Source organism: Butyricimonas paravirosa (assembly GCF_032878955.1).
Classification (GTDB): domain Bacteria; phylum Bacteroidota; class Bacteroidia; order Bacteroidales; family Marinifilaceae; genus Butyricimonas; species Butyricimonas paravirosa.
The window spans coordinates 5,215,203-5,235,165 of sequence record NZ_CP043839.1 but is presented as its reverse complement, the minus strand read 5'-3'; the positions used below and the strand labels follow the sequence as shown (position 1 = coordinate 5,235,165).

At 40.8% G+C, this 19,963-nt stretch carries 14 protein-coding genes; 5 read left to right on the top strand and 9 right to left on the bottom strand.

Translation table 11 applies throughout. From position 1 onward, the window contains the following. Positions 1-57: 57 nt before the first annotated feature. On the bottom strand, positions 58-531 hold the full coding sequence (gene coaD / locus F1644_RS20985) for a pantetheine-phosphate adenylyltransferase (RefSeq protein WP_027202944.1): 474 nt from the start codon (positions 529-531) through the stop codon (positions 58-60). Between the two features lie 200 nt (positions 532-731). Here coaD and F1644_RS20980 point away from each other — a divergent pair, with 200 nt between their 5' ends. After that, on the top strand, positions 732-2,576 hold the full coding sequence (locus F1644_RS20980; RefSeq protein ID WP_168044372.1) for a biotin/lipoyl-containing protein: 1,845 nt from the start codon (positions 732-734) through the stop codon (positions 2,574-2,576). A gap of 157 nt (positions 2,577-2,733) precedes the next feature. Here the strand turns inward: F1644_RS20980 and F1644_RS20975 are convergent, their stop codons facing one another. Beyond that, positions 2,734-3,147 carry a hypothetical protein gene (locus F1644_RS20975; RefSeq protein ID WP_118305073.1) on the bottom strand — a complete coding sequence of 138 codons (414 nt, stop codon included), beginning with the start codon at positions 3,145-3,147 and terminating at the stop codon, positions 2,734-2,736. A gap of 332 nt (positions 3,148-3,479) precedes the next feature. On the opposite strand from F1644_RS20975, the gene F1644_RS20970 reads away from it, so the two are divergent. Next, positions 3,480-4,643: a DUF4468 domain-containing protein gene (locus F1644_RS20970; RefSeq protein ID WP_087419831.1), complete on the top strand. Its 1,164-nt coding sequence runs from the start codon at positions 3,480-3,482 to the stop codon at positions 4,641-4,643. A 220-nt stretch (positions 4,644-4,863) separates the two neighbouring features. On the opposite strand, the gene F1644_RS20965 is transcribed toward F1644_RS20970, so the two are convergent. From F1644_RS20965 to F1644_RS20950, 4 genes are all read right to left on the bottom strand, one after another. After that, positions 4,864-5,502 (bottom strand): SanA/YdcF family protein, encoded by a 639-nt coding sequence (locus tag F1644_RS20965; RefSeq protein ID WP_370819164.1) that lies wholly within the window; start codon positions 5,500-5,502, stop codon positions 4,864-4,866. Between the two features lie 450 nt (positions 5,503-5,952). After that, positions 5,953-6,336: a VOC family protein gene (locus F1644_RS20960; protein WP_118305074.1), complete on the bottom strand. Its 384-nt coding sequence runs from the start codon at positions 6,334-6,336 to the stop codon at positions 5,953-5,955. 105 nt (positions 6,337-6,441) lie between these two features. After that, on the bottom strand, positions 6,442-7,275 hold the full coding sequence (locus F1644_RS20955) for a helix-turn-helix domain-containing protein (RefSeq protein ID WP_118305075.1): 834 nt from the start codon (positions 7,273-7,275) through the stop codon (positions 6,442-6,444). Beyond that, positions 7,268-8,122, bottom strand: a complete 855-nt coding sequence (locus tag F1644_RS20950; RefSeq protein ID WP_189021504.1) for a LytR/AlgR family response regulator transcription factor — start codon at positions 8,120-8,122, stop codon at positions 7,268-7,270. Before F1644_RS20950 ends, F1644_RS20955 begins: the two co-directional genes overlap by 8 nt. A 182-nt stretch (positions 8,123-8,304) precedes the next feature. Here F1644_RS20950 and F1644_RS20945 point away from each other — a divergent pair, with 182 nt between their 5' ends. The 3 genes from F1644_RS20945 to F1644_RS20935 all read left to right on the top strand — a co-directional run bounded on the left by F1644_RS20945 (position 8,305) and on the right by F1644_RS20935 (position 15,540). Beyond that, positions 8,305-9,465, top strand: coding sequence for a DUF6051 family protein (locus F1644_RS20945; RefSeq protein ID WP_118305076.1), 1,161 nt, complete (start codon positions 8,305-8,307; stop codon positions 9,463-9,465). 475 nt (positions 9,466-9,940) lie between these two features. Beyond that, the gene (locus tag F1644_RS20940; RefSeq protein WP_147344503.1) at positions 9,941-13,267 is read left to right on the top strand and encodes a TonB-dependent receptor; all 3,327 of its coding nucleotides are present in this window, start codon (positions 9,941-9,943) and stop codon (positions 13,265-13,267) included. A gap of 5 nt (positions 13,268-13,272) precedes the next feature. Then, positions 13,273-15,540, top strand: coding sequence for a sensor histidine kinase (locus tag F1644_RS20935; protein ID WP_087420601.1), 2,268 nt, complete (start codon positions 13,273-13,275; stop codon positions 15,538-15,540). Here the strand turns inward: F1644_RS20935 and F1644_RS20930 are convergent. From F1644_RS20930 to atpA, 3 genes are read right to left on the bottom strand one after another with little or no spacing between them, the layout of a single operon-like run. Then, positions 15,523-17,388, bottom strand: a complete 1,866-nt coding sequence (locus F1644_RS20930) for an SLC13 family permease (protein WP_118305078.1) — start codon at positions 17,386-17,388, stop codon at positions 15,523-15,525. The genes F1644_RS20935 and F1644_RS20930 overlap by 18 nt on opposite strands. Positions 17,389-17,411: 23 nt before the next feature. Continuing rightward, the gene (gene atpG, locus F1644_RS20925; protein ID WP_118305079.1) at positions 17,412-18,284 is read right to left on the bottom strand and encodes an ATP synthase F1 subunit gamma; all 873 of its coding nucleotides are present in this window, start codon (positions 18,282-18,284) and stop codon (positions 17,412-17,414) included. Between the two features lie 17 nt (positions 18,285-18,301). Beyond that, on the bottom strand, positions 18,302-19,876 hold the full coding sequence (gene atpA / locus F1644_RS20920) for a F0F1 ATP synthase subunit alpha (RefSeq protein WP_168044370.1): 1,575 nt from the start codon (positions 19,874-19,876) through the stop codon (positions 18,302-18,304). Between the last annotated feature and the right edge of the window lie 87 nt (positions 19,877-19,963).

Sequence of the window (19,963 nt, the reverse complement as noted above, 5' to 3'; positions counted from 1 at the left end):
TTAATACTCTTCATATATATATGGAAAAACACACTAAAATGTTTCAAATTCTCTCTTTTATTGACGTAAATCTTCTATTGTTACGTTTGTTGGTAAAAATTTATTGGCATTCCCTCCATTCATGAATATATCGCGCACGATGGTCGAACTGATAAAAGTATGTTCGGGAGAAGTTAAAAGGAAAACAGTTTCCACGGAAGAATCCATCGCTTTGTTTGCCTGACCGACAGCACGTTCGTACTCGAAGTCAGCGGCAGTACGTAAACCACGAATAATGAAATTAGCGCCCATTTGCTCGCAAAAATCTACAGTCAAACCGGAATAACTCATGACAATGACATTATCTACATCTTCGAAAACTTTACGAATAATGGCAATCCGGGTATCCACGTCCAAGAACTCTTTTTTAACCGCATTAATTCCCACGGCAATAACGATTTTATCAAACATTTTTAATCCACGTTTCACGATTTCTTCGTGTCCGATTGTGAACGGATCAAAGGATCCCGGGAATATTGCGATTCTTTCCATGACGTACTTATTAAATTTCACCAGAGTTACGGATAAAACATCCGATCTCAAGTTACAAATTAAAATCATATTTTTGAAGATTCAAAAAATTTGTTAGTTTTTCTCAGATATTTCAGGTATATTATTAGGAAAATTATTTTCTTTTGAATAGATTTGATCCAGAATTTAAAAGAACACATAACAATTAATTCTTATAAAACATGGCACGAAAATTACTAATTAGAGATCTAACACTTAGAGATGGTCAACAATCTTCATTTGCGACCCGAATGAACCAAAATCAAGTGGACCGCGTATTACCTTTTTACAAGGATGCCAAGTTCTACGCAATGGAAGTATGGGGAGGAGCTGTTCCCGACTCCGTAATGCGTTATTTGAACGAAAATCCATGGGATCGTTTGGAAAAAATTAAAGCCGTTATCGGTGATGTGTCCAAATTGACCGCCCTCTCCAGAGGTCGTAACTTATTCGGTTACGCTCCTTACACAGATGAAATTATCGAAGGTTTCTGTAAAAACGCTATCGAATCAGGTTTAGGAATCATGCGTATTTTCGATGCCTTGAACGATGTGAACAACGTGAAATCTACCATCAAATACGTGAAAAAATATGGTGGTATGGCAGATTGCGCTGTTTGCTACACGATTGACCCGAAATATCCGAAATTAAGTTTGATAGACAAGTTGAAAGGGAAAAAGAATCCCGAACCCGTGTTCACAAACGAATATTTCTTGAATAAGGCAAAAGAAATGGAGGCTCTCGGAGCTGACATGATCACGATCAAGGATATGAGTGGTTTGATTAACCCGGCTCGTATTTCCGAGATGATGCAGTTATTCAAGAGCAATTTGAAGATTCCGGTAGACTTCCATACTCACTGTACCCCGGGCTACGGATTAGGTGCCGTACTTTCCGCTATTGTACACGGTGTTGACATCGTTGATACCAATATCTGGAATTTCGCGGGTGGTCCTGCTGCTCCGGCTATTGAATTGATTTACATCTTCTGTAAGAAATTAGGTATCGAACTGGATGTAAACATGGAAGCTGTTGCCAAGATCAACAAAGAGTTGTACACGATTCGTAAAGAATTGGAGGCATACGATGCTGTTAAACAATTCCCGAATCCGTTCAACCCGCTTACAGATACACTTCCGGCTAACATTGACAAATTATTCGATGACGCTATCGCTGCTGCCAAGAGTAACAACGAAGAGGCATTGTTGGAAGCTTGTCATGCAATCGAAGCTTATTTCAACTTCCCGAAACCGAACGAACTCGTGAAGAAAGCCGAGGTTCCCGGTGGTATGTACACCAACATGGTAGCCCAATTAAAACAATTGAACTCAATGGATATTCTGGAAGATGCCATGAAATTAATTCCGACGGTTCGTTTAGCTGCCGGTCTTCCTCCTTTGGTAACTCCTACCAGCCAGATTGTAGGCGCTCAAGCCGTGAACTGTGCCTTGGACATCAAGAATGGTAAACCGATGTATTCTAACGTATCTAATCAATTCGTGGCTTTGGTAAAAGGTGAATACGGAAAGACTCCGGTACCTGTTGATCCGGAATTCCGTCTGAAAATTGCCGGAACCCGTGAAGAGACCCCGTATGATACGTCAAAATATCAAATGCAGGAAAATCCCGTGTTAACAGAATTCGGTGGGGTGAAATTGGCCGAGAACGAGAAAGAAGTCCTTTTGATGGAACTTTTCCCCGCTGTCGCCAAAAACTTCTTGACAAAACAGAAAGAAGCCCGTTATATGGCCACGCATAAAGGGGAACAAACACAACAAACCGCTGAAGTTCAAAAAGAAGAACCGATTACCGGAAAAGTGGTTGAAGCTCCGATGCCGGGTAACATCTTCAAGATCCTCGTGAAACCGGGTGATGTTGTAAGTAAAGGACAAAACGTACTTGTATTGGAAGCCATGAAGATGGAAAACAACATTACAAGTGATTACGCCGGAAAAGTAAAACGTATCCTGACTCAAGAAGGAAAATCCGTTACTGCCGGAGCTAAATTGATCGAGATCGAAATCTGATTGGATTAGCAATATAATAAAGGAAGAGTGGTAAAAGTCAATGAACTTTTACCACTTTTTTTATTCTAGCAACATACCATAAAAAAATTTACTCCTGCCATCATGACAGGAGTAATATAATTAAAATTCAAACCATTTTCTCTCGGATCAGCGAGGATTAATATTTAGGGAAACCGATCTCTTCCCCATTCTCTGCGATGTACTCGTCCAATGTCTCACAACCTGTATCCTCGTCTTCTTCGTACTCCATGGAGAGATTATTTACCCGGGCAAACTGATGACAACTTTTGAAATCAGCATATCGTTCCTCAATCTCATCTTTAAATAACGCAACCCGTTCGGTCTCCGGCATCTCTTCCAATTCCTCTTCATGCTCCTGCAAAATATCCAGAATAAATTCTGCCGCCCAACTACCCAATTCACGTTCCAACACCCAATCAGATGAATGTTCATCCAGTATACGGTATATTTCATGTAAATAGGGAGTATCCCCCCAATCTTCATATAGCTGAATCAGGTCGTCATCCTCCCCATATTCTTCTTTTAGCCTTTCTAACACCTCATTATTCATGTCTCTTAATTTATTGTATTCGACGGCTAAATTAAGAAAAAATATTAACATTACATCGGCCAGGCAGAATTTGGTTCAACTGCAGTCTCAATCCACATATACGACTCTCGATACCAAAGAATCGAATCTGTAAAAAAAGGCTGAAAATTTCACATGAAGTATAGTAAACAATTAAAAATAAGCACTTCAATACCACATTTGCAAATTCTCGTTAAAAGCCGAAGAACGTATGAAATATTTCTGTAACTTTGAGTGCGGCATAACTCTTCACGAGAAAGCCGATGTGCGATCTTTTATTAGTTTAGTTTAAAACACACATAAATTTGAATATCATGATGAAGAATTTATTACTCATTCTTTGCTTTTTTCCCATGTTGGCATTAGCCCAGGAAGAAGATCAAAGCAAATACATGGTCGGAGCCGTTCCGGAAGTAAACGGAAAAGTTGTTTTTTCACAGGAAATTAATGCTCCGAATCTTTCTAAAGACCAGATTTTCGATGCTATCCTGGCATGGGCGAATACCCGTTTCAAAACAGATAAAGGGAATTGGGGAATGGTTGCCTATTCGAACAAGGAAGAGGGACAAATTGCTTGCTATGGAAACGAATACATTGTTTTCGCAGATAAGACTTTTTCTCTGGACCGGGCAAAAATAAACTACCGGATGAATTTTGTTTGCACTCCCGGTAAATGCAACGTGGAAGTAACCAATATCACCTACCTTTACCCGGAAGATAGCCGGGAACGTCTGGCCGCCGAAGAATGGATCACTGACAAGCAGGCGATGAATAAAGATCAGACCAAACTGATCAACCGGATTGCAAAATTCAGAATCAAAACCATTGATCTGGTTGAAAGTTTGAACGAAGGGGCGCAAAAAAGTTTAGGCGCACAAAATGCCCCCGTAGCCACAACGACAACCACAACGACCCAACAAGTTGCTCCCGTGCAAACCGTTGCCACCATATCTGCCGCCCCGGGAGATGCTTTACAAGGCTACAAGCGTATCGCTCCCGACAAGATTCCGGGAAATATTATTAAAATGTTATCCGAGGACTGGATGTTAATCACGGCTGGAAACGACCAGCAGTTTAACCCGATGACGGCAAGCTGGGGAGGTCTCGGAAACCTGTACAACAAACCAGTGACATTCTGTTTTATCAATCCCGCTCGCTACACTTATGATATCATGGATAAAGGAGACACCTATACATTAACTTTCTACACGGAAACTTACCGGGAAGCTCTGAATTATTGCGGGCATAATTCCGGTAAAGACAAAAATAAGGTAAAAGAGGCCGGGTTAACCCCGATCACCACTCCTTCCGGTAGCAAGGCATTCTCGGAAGCCTGGATGATTATCGAGTGCCGCAAAATGGTTTCTCAAACTATCAACATTGACGGTATTTCTGACCCGGAACTAAGAAAACAATGGGCCGGTAAAGCCATGCACAAAATGTTTATCGGAGAGATTTTGAATGTATGGGTAAAATAAATCCATAACTGAATTATCTTACTTTTATAATAGCTTTGGAAAATCACGATAGCTAATCTATCGTGATTTTCTTTTTAAAATCGCCCCTACTACGAACAGTATCTTATCATCGGAATTAAAAGTGACAAGATTCCAAGAGTGGATATTCACGGGAAATTGACCTCAAACCGGGAAGATTTGTTCTCCCTGATAAAAAAATTCGAACAAGAAACTGAATAGTTTATTCCGGAATTTCAATCTTTTCGCCTAAATGACGAGGTTGTTTGTTGACAAAAAAATCGACAAATACTTTTACCCGGGCCAACAATTCCCGTATTTGCGTCTTTAGTCCCTCGTAAGCACTCACGTCTTTAGCATTATACCCGATAGCATGTATCCCGTAGTGACGAGCCAGATAGATCGCCCGTTCATTGTGAAATTGCTGAGAAATAACCGTCACGCTATCCTGTCCGAAAATCTCTTTCGAACGTACCATAGAATCAAGCGTTCGCAATCCGGCAAAATCCAGTACCAATGATTCTTTCGGGATACCTCTATTCACCAAAGAATCTTTCATGGCCTGAGGTTCATTATAATTATGGCGGCGGTTGTCTCCACTGATCAATATATACTTAATTTTACCCGATTCGAACAACTCCTCTGCCGCATCAATACGATTCTTGAAATAAGGATTAGTTTTTCCGCCTTTCACCCGGGGAGAAGTACCTAACAACAAACCAACTTTATTATAAGGTATGAATGTAGTATCTCCAAAGACTTTTCCTTCTCCGTATTTGGAAATCCGATAATTACAAAATAATATTCCCAGACAACACACGAACACAGGCAAAATAATACCATAAAAGAACACACGCCTCACCACTCTCCACCATTTATGAGCTTTCATCCGGGAAGGGCTGTCTGTTGAAATATGATCCTGCCGTCTTTTCAATACCATTTTTACCTTCTTTCCTACAAAGATACGGATTTATCTCACAACTCTCTCAATTTCTTATAAATAACCAAGCAAATTTTGAGATCATACAACATACCCGTCCATTCTTTCTGCAAAAATCTTTACTTACGTTCGATTTCATTTATGGGCTGCCCAAAAAGTCATTTTATCATCAAAAAACTCCTCCGTCACTTCGTGCCACCTCCTCTATAAACAGAGGAGGATCTGGTGACTTCTCCCGAAGACAGTGAGCATTTCAACTCTCCCTCTGTTTATAGAGGGAGTACCCCGAAGGGGGGAGGGAGTTAAAAAATGACTTTTGGGAACAGCCCCTTAAAATCAACCCGCAAGATATGGTTCGTCTCGTCCGGATTACTATTCTCCCGGATGAATGTTTCGTGTAAACAAACCGATCCGGTTTCCCTCGGTATCTAAAAAGTAAGCAAAATAATCTTTTGATTCCTCACAAGTTTCACAAGGTTCCGTGGCAATCTTTCCCCCGGCCTTCCTCACCAGGGATAAAGATTCATCCATATTTTCCGTGTAAAATGAAATCGTAATACTGTTAGAGGTTGGCAGGTATCCTTTTAAACTAAAAATACACCCGATCGGTTGCTGATTACCAGAAGAAATAAAAGCCATCTTCTCTTCCCCGTATTCGACAATCTCCAGTTTCTCTCCGAAAATTGTCCCGTAAAACTGAACAGCCCTCTCCATGTTGACAGCAGGAATCTCAAAAAAAGCTACGAATGTTTTCATGTTGTATTTATTTTATTGATTAACACAACAAAAGTACACCCTCATCATCCCTCAATTATTGGAAAAAAGAGACATTCTCAGTTCCGATAAAACTTTTATTTCCTTCTATGCACCTAGAAACCATTCAATACTCTCGACATCCTCGGAAAAACATATCAATCGAAAAAGAGTTGACGAAGTATGACCGGTTAAAGCCTTGATTTCATTCGCCAGATGAGCCGCATCGTAATATCCGGTATGGAAAGCCAACGTTGCCAAATCAACCTCCGGCATTCGATTTCGAAATTCCACGGCATACAGAAAACGAATCACCCGTAAGTATTGTTTCGGCATTAATCCCACGTAAGCCGCAAACACCCGTTCAAATTGCTTTCTACTCAAACAAGCATAACCGGCCAGTTGTTCCACATTAAACATTCCCCGACACTGTAATAAACGAGTCATGACCATCCGCATCCGGTTATTCTCAAATTCATTTCTTCGTTGCAAACGACCTAACAAAAATGTCTCCAAACTATCCACCCGTTCGTTAAAACCGGCAAGATTCATCATTTGTTCTTCCATATCTTTCCCCTCTCTTCCCAACGCCTCTTCCAGAGAAACGTATCGGTTTGTCAGCTCATTCAGCGGCAAATGCAAAATGTCCCGTACCCCCACAGGGGTAAACACGACCGACATCAGCCCCACCCTACCCGTGGGTAAAATATCTATAAATTCGGTTCGCTGCCCGTAAAGTGTCACCCGGGGATGAGATTCTTCTCCATCGGACCGAATAAGCTTGTACGAATCCCGATAATAAAAAACGATTTCCATGAATCCCTGCGGCGTAAGACGATGCGGCTCACACGATGGACATACATCCTCAAGATCCAGCATCCAATAATACTGGACATACCCGGATAATTCCCGACAAGGCGGTCTGTACTGGTATTTACTCATTCGAGGAGGAATAACACATGAACCAGTGCGTCACTTTCTCACTGTAAGTCTTTGAAATCGGAATATCGGGAACTTTCTCAACCCCAAATTCTAAATAGACCCCATCTTTCTCCCGACGAATCACTTTAACATGCTCGAAATTCACCATATAGGAACGATGGCACCTCAATACATTCGTCCCTTCAAATGTCTCTTCCATCGCCTTTAAAGTATTACGTAACATGAATTTTGTCACCACGCCTTTATTCAAATACCAAATCTGCACGTAATTATCTGCAGACTCGATATAAAGCAAATTCGAATGTTTAATTGATAAACGTAATTCACCTTTCTCATCCCGAAAAGAAATAACACTCGTCCCCCCGGTATCTCCCTTCATCTCTTCAAGCATCTGCAATTTCTGTTCCTTATCCCGCCAGGAAAAATAAAGCATTAAGATCGCATAAGGTAATAAAAGGATTAATGACGTGTTTTCAGAGGCCTCCCAAAAAGTTTCCATCACGTCCCTCTCCGGCCGTAAAAAACAAGAATAAACCGTGTAGAAAGTCGATAGAAAGAAAATTTCCAACACGATCCAAATGCCATACTCTAAATAATTAAGGGTATGTTTCTTCGTGTAAAAATACATGATCACACGACTGATCGCCACGGCAAGTACTCCGGTAAGAATGACCAGACTCGAAAAAATGAAAAACTTAAATTCCGATACAGGATACCACGTCAGAGAACTGAAAGGCTTGTAGATATTGATAAAAATCAGATCAAAAAAAGCAGTGAATAATACCAGGCGTATCAAATTTGATTTCTCGTAATAGTAAGCTGGTATTTTTCGGATCAACACGTTCATCTCTCTCTAATTTTTATAAATTTCAAACAAAGATACATTTTTCCCGTAAAAAATTTCACCCCTAAAGAGCAAATTTCATCCCTAAATATGAGATTTTGTCCCTTTAGGTCCAGGTACACACCATTAATTTTGAAAACAAAGAATTGTGGTGTTTGTTTGTATTAAAATTAATCGCAAGAGCTATGGAAATCTCAACTAGAACAAAACAATTAAAGGCTATTTTTTCTTATGACAAGAAAGTTATCCTAGAAGACCAACCACTGGAAATTCGTCCTTATCATTTTATCCAGAACATGGGAGTAAATGAAATAGAACAATTTCAGCAATTGATCCCGACAAGTGAATTTTGTTCTATCCCGGACAATAATATTCAGGAGAACAAGAGTTTTTCGTATACCATATTCACGCCTAAAGGATCACGAAAAACGAACCAGGCAATCCTGTTATTACACGGGCTGAACGAACGTAACTGGGACAAATACCTCACCTGGGCAGAATATTTATCCTTAGCCACGGGTAAAGCGGTTATTTTGTTTCCGATAGCTTTCCACATGAACCGTACTCCCGGTAACTGGTATAATCCAAGAGCCCTTATGCCTTGGGTGACTCGTCGTAAGCAAGAAGTGGAACATCTGGATAATTCCACGTTTGTCAACGTGGCATTAAGTTATCGCCTCTCGGACACCCCTTTGCGTTTTTACATATCCGGAAAAGAGTCCATGTTCAATTTATGGCAGTTATTCCGGGAAATAAAAACCGGCCAACACCCCCTATTTGAAAAAGATTCATCCATAAACATTTTCGCCTATTCCATCGGAGCGTTCCTGTCACAGATTCTGATGCTTGCCAACCCGGAACATCTATTGGATGACAGTAAACTATTCCTCTTCTGTGGAGGCTCCATATTCAGCCAAATGGACGGAAGTGCCCGAGATATTATGGATCGAGAGGCGTATCGAAGAGTTAAGAATTATTTTCTGAATGATTTTCTGACAAAAAATGATGAACAGCGAATGCTCCCCGTTTTGTATGAAGAGGATTTCATGGAAAAAGCATTTAAAGCGATGATACGTCCCGAGGTAATGAAGAATTACCGGGAATCATTTTTCGAGCGAATTCAAGACCGTCTACGGATTGTCACGCTCAAAAAAGATACGGTAATGCCAACACAAGGAGTTATTGAGGCTCTAGGCCCCAAATGTGTTGATACTATATTGGAAGAATTAGATTTTCCGTACGAGTATTCCCATCAAAATCCATTTCCCACCAACACGGGAGCCACACCTGAAACGCTTTATCAATCTTTTACCGGGATATTTAATAGGGTAGCAAATTTTTTGTAACAGAAAAGAAGATTCATACGCATATCTAAAGCCTGTTTAAATTTCGCATTGATAAGATAAAAAATTAAATGACCATGAATAAGATTTATCTAACGACCTTGCAGGAAGTGGGATTTTCGAGCCTATACGTCTTTTTTAAGATCAACTATCTCAATATAAGAAAGTTAATAACAACAAGTGCTTTACAACTTATCTAGTACGCTGTTACTCTATTGTTTAGCTAGGTCTTCTCCGTGCTTTCTCCGTGCTTTCTCCGTGTCACTTGCGAGTGATCGCCGGAAGAAATACATTTGAATGCGGCACGAATCGAAACGGAGACATATAGGAACACCAAAGGAACATCGAAGGAACATTGGCATGACCTAGAGGTAATCAAGCAACGCAAAGATTTTGTTCAACAAAATTTAAACAGACTCTTAAATTTATTAAATATATTTATCGTACTATTTTGCAGACAAATAAAATAGTACGATATTTGCACTATATAGTTTTATTCGTGCAACAAGTAAGTATAACATATAAAAGGATCAAGAAAATTGCAACAATATGCCTCGTTTTCATGGCATACCTTTCCACGACTCAAGCCCAAATCACAACGTCATCAATGAACGGATATGTTTCCGACGGCAAAAACTCTTTACCCGGAGCCACGGTAATCGCCACCCACTTGCTTTCGGGTTCCCGTTACAGCACGATCACCAACCAGCAGGGCTATTATCAATTACAAGGAATGAGAACGGGAGGGCCTTACCAAATAGACATCTCTTACGTGGGATTTCGTCCTTCCACGGGCAAAGGAATTTATCTTCAACTCGCGATCCCGTACACATATAACACCGTGTTAATTCCCTCGACAGACCTGGAAGAAGTCGTTGTAAAAAGTACTATATCAAAATATTCCAACGGAAAAACGGGAGCAAGTACTCATGTCGGTTCCGCCCAGATAAAGTTACTCCCCAATGTCACCCGGTCACTCACCGACATACTGAAACTCACCCCTTACTCCAATGGAAATGGTTTCGGAGGACGAGATCAACGCATGAACAACTTCAGTGTAGACGGGGCAAATTTTAATTACAACATGGGACTGGACGGAAAAGTTCTACCCGGGGGAGGTAGTCCGATCTCGATTGATGCCGTTGAGGAAACCATGATCAATATAGCGACTTATGATATTCGGCAAACTAATTTTATCGGTGCCGCTATTAATATCGTTACCAAAAGTGGGACAAATGATCTGAAAGGATCGTTATACACATATATAAAAAACGAACATCTAAGAGGTAATAACGTAGATGGTTACCATTTGGGAGAACGTGAAAAAGAAGCTCGTGATATATATGGATTTACATTAGGAGGACCTGTAATAAAAAATAAAATCTTCTTTTTTATCAACGGGGAGTATGAATATTCCCCCTTTCCTATTCATAAATGGAAACTTTCCACGGATGGACAGGAAGATCCGGTAAATCATATCTCCAGAGTAACCTCAAAAGACATGGAGCGTTTTTCCAATGATTTAAGGGAAATGTACGAGTACAACACGGGATCATGGACCAATTTTAACGGCCAAACAACTACCTGTCGTCTCTTGATGCGCGCGGACTGGAATATAAATGATCACCAGAAATTCATGATTAGATATAATTACACGACACAAAAGAAAGACAACAATCTCGTAGGCGCAGCTCTTGGCATTAAAGGAACCCCTGTAAGTCGTTATTCCATGAGTTTCCGGAATTCCATGTGGCAAGACATGAACGACGTACATTCTCTCACAGCAGAATTATTCAGTTATTTATCAAAAAACATAACAAACCAAATTCTCGTGAGTTTCACGTTCAACAATGGAAACAACCGGAAATGTAAAGGAGATTTCCCCACAATTGACATTATGAAACCGGATGATTCAGGTACCAATAGAGCTTTCATGAATGCCGGTTATGAACAACACGCATGGAACAATGGGATTACTGAAAGAGTCTGGGCAATTACAGACAACCTTTCATTTCAAATGGGACGGCATAATTTCACAACGGGAATGAGTTTTGAATCCCAAAACCTCTCAAATTGTTATTTACGTTACGGGGCTGGTTATTATCGTTACGCAAGTTACGAAGATTTTATAAATAAAGCCGCACCGGTTGCGTTCGCACTCGGCTATTCCCTTTCCAAAGACAAACGAGCCCCGGCTAAAGTAAATTACCGACAATTTTCCATCTACGCGCAAGATGATTATCAAATCACCCAAAATCTGAAATTCACATACGGGATTCGCGTGGACATTCCCATATACGCAAACAAACGTTACGAAAATCCTTCTATTGCGGAATATACTTTTTATGATACCAAATTAAGTACGGCCTACTGGCCCGAATCTTTTCCCCTCTTCTCCCCCCGGATTGGTTTTACTTACGATCTGTCAGGGAACAATATTATAATTCTCCGGGGAGGTTCAGGTATTTTCTCCGGACGCTTCCCCATGATATTTCTTTCTAAAATGCAAGAAGGCAGCGGTATGTTAAAAAACACCGTATCTACTCAAAAAAACGGAGATCCATTGTTGGCAGCTTTAGCCGGAGGGATACGCACCCGAGAAAAAATATTACAAGATATTGCCCCTCTGTTTCCGGATCGTTTCCCAACAGAACCCGGTGCCGTAAACAACATTACGACAATAGACCGCCATTTTAAGATGCCACAAGTTTGGAAAAGTTCATTAGCGGTAGATTACCAACTTCCCTTACCATTCCCTTCTCTACTCACACTAGAAGGAACTTTTATAAAAGATATTCATGCCATCATGCAAGAGGACGTGAATACAATTCATGCGGATGATCCTAGAATGACTCGTTTTATTGGTCCGGACAATCGCTACCATTACCCGGGAGATACCGAAAAACGCTACCATGAAGACATTACGAACGCAATTCTAATGAGGAATAGCGGGAAAGGATACAGCGCTAATTTCAATATCACATTAAACGCTCACCCCTGGAAAGATGTTGAGTTCATGGCTGCTTACACTTACAGTAAATCAAAAACAATAACGAGTAATAAAAGTAATCAAGTCGACAACGCTTGGACACAAGAACCATCCGTGATGGGCCCTAATTATCAAAAATTACATACAGCTCAATATTTACAAACCCCTCATCGGGTTATCGCACAATTCAGTTACACGAGACAATACGCCCGTCTCTTCAGTACCTCATTATCTCTTTTCTACACGGGAGAATACGCCGGTAATTATTCGTACTTGTATGATGGAGACATGAATAACGACGGAATCGAATACGACCTGATTTATATTCCGCGCACAAAAGAAGAGTTACACTTTGCAGACCGACAAACCGGAGAAATCACGTTCACGGCAGAAGAGCAGAAAGAAGCCTTTTGGACATTCATTAATCAAGACCCCTATTTGAAAAAACATAAAGGGGAATATGCTGAAGCGTATGCGGCCAATCTTCCCTGGTATGATCGGTTCAATTTACGTGTAGTTCAAGATTTCAAAATACAAACGGGTCAACACGTAAATACCATTCAATTTTCTGTTGATATTATGAACCTGGGTAATTTACTTCATAATTCATGGGGAGTAACACAAACGATCTCTGCGTGTAATAACGGCAAATTACTCGAACTAAAAGAGGTGAATGAAACGGGAGAACCTGTTTACACCATGTGTCCGATAAAAAAAGACGGACAAGATATTTTGCCAAACAAAACCTTTGAAACCAATCGTTCATCGGAAAATTGTTGGCAATTACAAATTGGAATTCGTTACATTTTTAACTAATGGTTATGAGTATTCAATTCAAAATTATATTATTTCTTTCACTCCTTTTCTTCGGATGTGGTAAACCGGAGAAAAGGATTCTCGTTATCCACTCGTACGAGGAAAATTTTTTTCAGTATTCCGAATACAATGAATTGATTACTAAAAACTTCAAACAGAAAGGTATAAAAACAGATATTAAAACTTTCTATCTGGATTGTGAAAAATACCGGGAACAAGAAGAAATTGATAGAATAAACCTTTTTCTGAATTCGATCTCCAACTGGCACCCGGATATTATTTTAGTTAATGAAGATCAAGCAACCTACTCGCTACTTAAAACCGAACATAAATTAGCCAAAAGTACCCCTATCGTTTTTGCCGGTGTAAATTATCCCAACTGGGACCTTATCCAAAAGTATCCCAATGTAACAGGACTTCATGACAAGATCGACATAATAAAGAACTTGGAAGTAATGGAAGAGCTGGATGATAAGAAAAAGTCTTTCACGATACTCGATTATACCTTCATCGACAAAAAAATCCGGGAAGATATAAAAAAACATCTTAATACGGACTCCCCTATCATCTCTAATATTGACGAGCAAATACCTCAAACCGATTATGAAACCAAATTCAAGGATAAACTTTTTTTACATATTCTTTCCGCCAGAAATAACCATCTCTACGACAAAGATTCTGTTCAAATTCCCCAACTCTCTCTTAAATTTCTGTGGGGAATAAGCAAATACAATGTTCAAATGCCCTACCTGCAATTAAAATATGATTTTACAACTGTCACTCTTGCAAATTTTCACATGACAAACCGATATTCAGCCATCTACGAAATGTTCGGGTGTGGGTTTGACTTTAGGGCCGGATACATGACCACGTTACCAACACAAGTGAAAGAAGAAGTTGACCTTGCAGCTAAAATACTAAACGGCATAAAACCGCAAGACTTACCTATCCGGGAAAGTGCCAAAGATTATGTCGTAGATTGGCAAGTCATGAAAAAACTAGGAATTAAACAAACAGAAATTCCTGCCAAATATCAAATGATCAATCTACCATTCAAGGAACATTATCCCGTAGCCTGGTACTCGATCATCATCAGTATAATCACGATTCTAGTCACTCTATTTAGCTGGTTGACCTATCTATACATACATGAAATGAATATGCGCCGTCAGACATTCTATGCCTTAGAAGAAGAAAGAGAATCTTTGGCATTAGCCATCGAAAGCGGTAACACATTTGCATGGAGATTTCAAAACGACTGCCTGCAATTCAAGAATTCTTTCTGGAAATCCATTAACATGAAAAATGTACCTCTATCGGTAGAAAAATTTACAAACTTTATTCACCCGGATTATCGTGAAACATTCAAACATCACTGGCAAGAAATCTTCATACAAGGTACTCATGCAATAGAACTTCTATGCGATTTCACCGGAGACGGTTATCAATGGTGGGAACTTCGTAGTAGTACAATGGAAAGCGTCTCCGGTCAACAAAGAACCACCGGATTAATATTGAATATCAATGAACATAAAAAACGAGAACAAGAATTAATAGAAGCCCGAGAATTGGCAGAAAATGCAGAATTAAAGCAATCCTTTCTAGCAAATATGAGCCACGAAATACGCACACCTCTTAATGCGATTGTGGGTTTTTCCAATATTTTGGCATCAGATTCGGAAATCCAGGAAGAAGAGAGGACAACATACATCAACACGATTAACACAAATAGCGAGTTACTTCTCAAACTCATTAACGATATATTAGAAATTTCCCGAATCGAATCCGGATATATGTCCTTCGAATACCAAAACTATTCCGTGAATACTTTAATAGATGAGGTCTACAACACACATCGGGTTATCCTCCCCTCTCATTTACAATTCCTAAAAGAAACGGCAGAAGAAGATTTGGAGATATACGTGGATAAAAATCGTTTAACTCAAGTTCTCACGAATTTCTTAAACAATGCCAGTAAATTCACCCCCTGCGGGTATATCAAACTAGGTTACCATTATTTACCGAAAGAACAACAAGTTCATATATTCGTGGAAGATAGTGGGAAAGGCATCCCTCAGGCCGAACAAAAAATGATATTCAGCCGTTTTTACAAGCAAGATGAATTTGCACAAGGTACCGGTTTAGGATTATCTATTTGCCAAGTGATTATTGAAAAACTTGGTGGGCATATTCATCTTTGGTCCGAACCCGGTAAAGGCAGCCGTTTCACCATTATCCTCAATTGCGAAGATCCATTAAAACGGAAACAATAAAGGCAACACAACAACCATCACGATACCCATAATCACCTGCAAAGGTAAACCAACCTTCACGTAATCCATAAACGTGTACTTCCCGGCAGACATCACCAGAGCATTAGGCGGTGTCGAGAAAGGAGATGCAAAACACATACTTGCTGCTACTGTCACAGCAAATAGGAATGGATAAGGACTTACTCCAATATCTAGTGCAGCTTTCAAGGCTATCGGAGCTAAAAGGACTGCTGTCGCCGTATTACTGATAAACATGGTTAACAACGAAGTTGTAAAGTAAATCCCCGCCAATAGGATAATAGGCCCGAAATCACCCAAATAACTGACCAAACCGGATGAAATCATAGCTGATGCCCCCGTTTTCTCCAATGCTAACGACATTGGCAACATGGCTGCAATCAACACGATACTTTCCCAATTAATCGTTTTGTAGGCATCTTCCACGTTACGTAAACATCCGGTCAATACCATCAATAAAGCAGCAACAATCACGGCAGCCACGGGAGCCACGGGAATGGAATCGAAAACCATCGCAACAATCATTAGGATCATAATCGTTGCCGCAATCGGGGCTTTGTGATCCAATGTCACTTTTGCGGCCTCTGCCAGTGGTTGACCGACAACAACCCATTCCGATTGCATTTCATTCAACCGGGCAATATCTTTCCACGTCCCCTGTACCAACAAAGCATCCCCCGAATGCATCTTTTCATCCTTCAAATCCTGTAAAAGATACTTTCCTCCCCGCTGGATTCCCAATATGTTAATATTGTATTTTTCCCGAAAACCAGAATCTTTTACAGCTCGATTGATCAATTGAGAATTCGGCATCAATAAAACCTCGGCAATACCGATCTCCCCGAACACCATATCCCGGGGAACTTTTTCTTCCGAAACTTCCGCCGTATGTGTATCCAATAAATCTAAATTATTATCTTTCGTCAATAATTCAATTTGAGCAAAAGCACCCAAAACATACAACACGTCACCTGTCTGCAAGGAAGTATTGGGGCCTGCCAGCTCTTGATCAATCGTCTTCATAAAAGGATTCTGAGACTTTGATTCTCGCCGGATTTCCAAAATTGTGACGTTATATTTCCCGGTTATATTCAATTCGGCCAATGTCTTTCCTCGAAATGTAGAGTCCGATTTCACTCCTACCCGGAACAGATTCTGAGCAATCTGGTATTCATAGGCCAAATCTTTTAGTGATTTTTTCCGTGCTTTTTTCTCCGTCTTCTTCTCGCCCTTCTTAACCAGAAATATCCGACTTAAAGGTATCAACACAACAATTCCAATCAACACGCAAATAATTCCAACCGGAGTAAACGAAAAAAATGACAACCCCTCAAATCCACCCTCTAACAAAGTATTTTGAATCACAAGGTTAGGCGGAGTACCTATCAGCGTCGCCATTCCTCCCATACTGCTCGCAAATGCCAAAGGCATCAAAAATCGGCTAGGACTAACATTCGCACTAACCGCCATACTGACTACAATCGGTAACATCAGAGCCACGGTTCCCGTGTTACTCACAAACGCACCGATGGCAGAAGTAACCAACATGATTAAAATAAAAAGCTTCAACTCGCTCTTACCTGCCAATTGAAGTATTTTACTACTGATCATTTTAGCCAATCCGGTTTGAAATATGGCACCTCCCACCACGAACAACCCCACCATCATAATCACGATGGAATTAGAAAAACCAGAAAGCGCCTCCTCCGGGGTTAATATACCACATAGTATCAAAAGTACCAACGCACAAAGCGCAACTACATCAGACCGAATTTTTCCATTTACAAAAAAGAAAGCAGATAATGCTAAAATAATCAGCGTTATACCCATAAATTAAACTATTATATCATAAATCACTCTATCGACCCACCCACAATGTCCATCAACTCGGCCGTAATATTCTGTTGTCTCAACTTATTGTATTCCAATTGCAAGTTTTTCAACAACTTAATAGCATTATCATTTGCCATTTGCATAGACAAGATACGAGAGGCCTGTTCAGAAGTCTGATTTTCCAGTAAGTACCGATACATCGTGGAATGGATAACCAACGGATAAATCGTCTCCAATATCTCTTCGCAATCCGGCTCGTAAATATATACTTTATTTCGTTCTTTATCCGAAAGAGCTTTCGTTTCCTGAGGTACCCACGGAAGTAACTGCTCCCGACTAATGATCTGTGTTCCCATACTCTTATAATGAGCATAAATAACTTCGACCCGATCCACATCCTTCTCCAAAAAACGACGAATTAATTCATCTGCCAATGCCGTTGCTCCTTCTGCATATTGTTTTTTTTCGAAAAGATCGGGGATCGGCATAACCTCCACCCCCCTCGTCCGTTTTATATCATTCACGAGCTTTCTCCCCACGGGATAAACGGAAATAGGCGATTTAACCTTACCATCATACTCTTTTAATGTCTCCAATAATTTCTTGTATAATAGCAGGTTAAAAGCGCCACATAAACCTTCATTGGCAGCAAAAATAACAATTGCGACCCGTTGAACCGGACGATCCAGACTCAACGGAGACTGATAATCATTAATTTCACTTGCAATATGATCCAGTATATTTTGCAACTGTTCCATGTAAGGACGGGCATGATTCAATGCATTCTCAGACTTCCTTAACCGGGCAGAAGAGATCATCTTCATGGCTCCGGTTATCTTTTGAGAAGAATGTACCGAACTTATCCTTCCTTTCAATTCACGTGTTGATGCCATAATTTTTACTTTATGAACTAATTAAAAGTCTGCCCCACTTCCGTGGCTACTTCTTCTAATAATTTAGATACATTTTCATCCAGAACCCCCTCCCGCAATGGCTCCAAAATCTCTTTTTGGTATTTGGATCGCAATATCTCCAAGAACATCTTCTCAAACTCGGCTATATGTTTCAACTCCACGTTACGCAACAACCCTTGTGTACCGCAATAAATCACGGCAATCTCTTCCTCCACGGGCATCGGTGCATGCTGGGGCTGAATCAATAACTGAGCGTTCTTACGCCCTTTATCGATCACCATCTCCGTCACAGAATCCATGTCTCCTCCAAACTTAGAGAAGGCCTCCAATTCCCGGTACTGGGCCTGATCGATCTTCAATGTTCCGGCAATCTTCTTCATAGCTTTCACTTGGGCATTACCACCGACACGAGATACAGAGATACCTACGTTAATCGCGGGACGTACCCCTTCGTTGAACAATCCGGCCTCAAGGAAAATCTGCCCGTCCGTGATAGAAATAACGTTGGTCGGAATATACGCCGACACGTCTCCTGCCTGAGTCTCGATAATCGGCAATGCGGTTAATGAACCACCTCCTTTGGCAGTGGGTTTCAACACATCCGGCAAATCATTCATCGTCTGTGCCATCTCATCACTGGATATAATTCGCGCTGCCCGTTCCAACAAACGAGAATGTAAATAGAATATATCTCCCGGATAAGCCTCACGCCCAGAAGGACGACGCAAAATCAAAGAAATCTCACGATAAGCGACAGCCTGTTTGGAAAGGTCATCATACACGACTAATGCGTGACGACCACTGTCCCGAAAATACTCCCCGATCGTCGCTCCCGCAAAGGGTGCATAATAACGCATAGCTGCCGAGTCGGATGCGTTTGCCGCAACAACGACCGTGTACTGCATCGCACCTCTATCCTGCAACGTGTTCACCAACATGGCTACAGATGATGCTTTCTGACCAATAGCCACGTAAATACAATAAATCGGATCACCGTTATCGAAATTTCTTTTCTGGTTCAAAATCGTATCCACGGCAATAGATGTCTTTCCGGTCTGACGGTCTCCGATGATCAGCTCCCGCTGTCCCCGTCCGATCGGTACCATGGAATCAATCGCCTTGATCCCTGTCTGTAACGGTTCTTTCACCGGTTGACGATAGATTACCCCCGGAGCCTTACGTTCCAACGGTAACTGTATTAATTCCCCTTCAATGGGTCCGGCTCCGTCGATAGGTTCACCCAGCGTGTTGACAACCCGTCCAAGCAATCCCTCACCCACCTTCACGGAAGCAATACTTCCCGTACGTTTCACCGTGTAATTTTCCTTCACCCGATCACCGGCATTCATCAGAATCACTCCCACATTATCTTCCTCCAAGTTCATTGCAACTCCACGAACCCCGTTCTCAAATTCCAGCAACTCGTTAGCCTGCACATTATCCAACCCGAACACGTGGGCCACCCCGTCACCAACCTCCATCACGGTTCCCACCTCTTCGAAAGCCATCTTCGTATCGACCTCCTTGAGTTGCATTTCTAAAATATCTGATATTTCATTCGCTTTCAACATAACCCTAAATAATTTTAGATTTAATGATTTTAGATTTTAAATTCCGGCCTCACAAGGCTAACACGTTCTTCTTGTCATCCTCCCGAA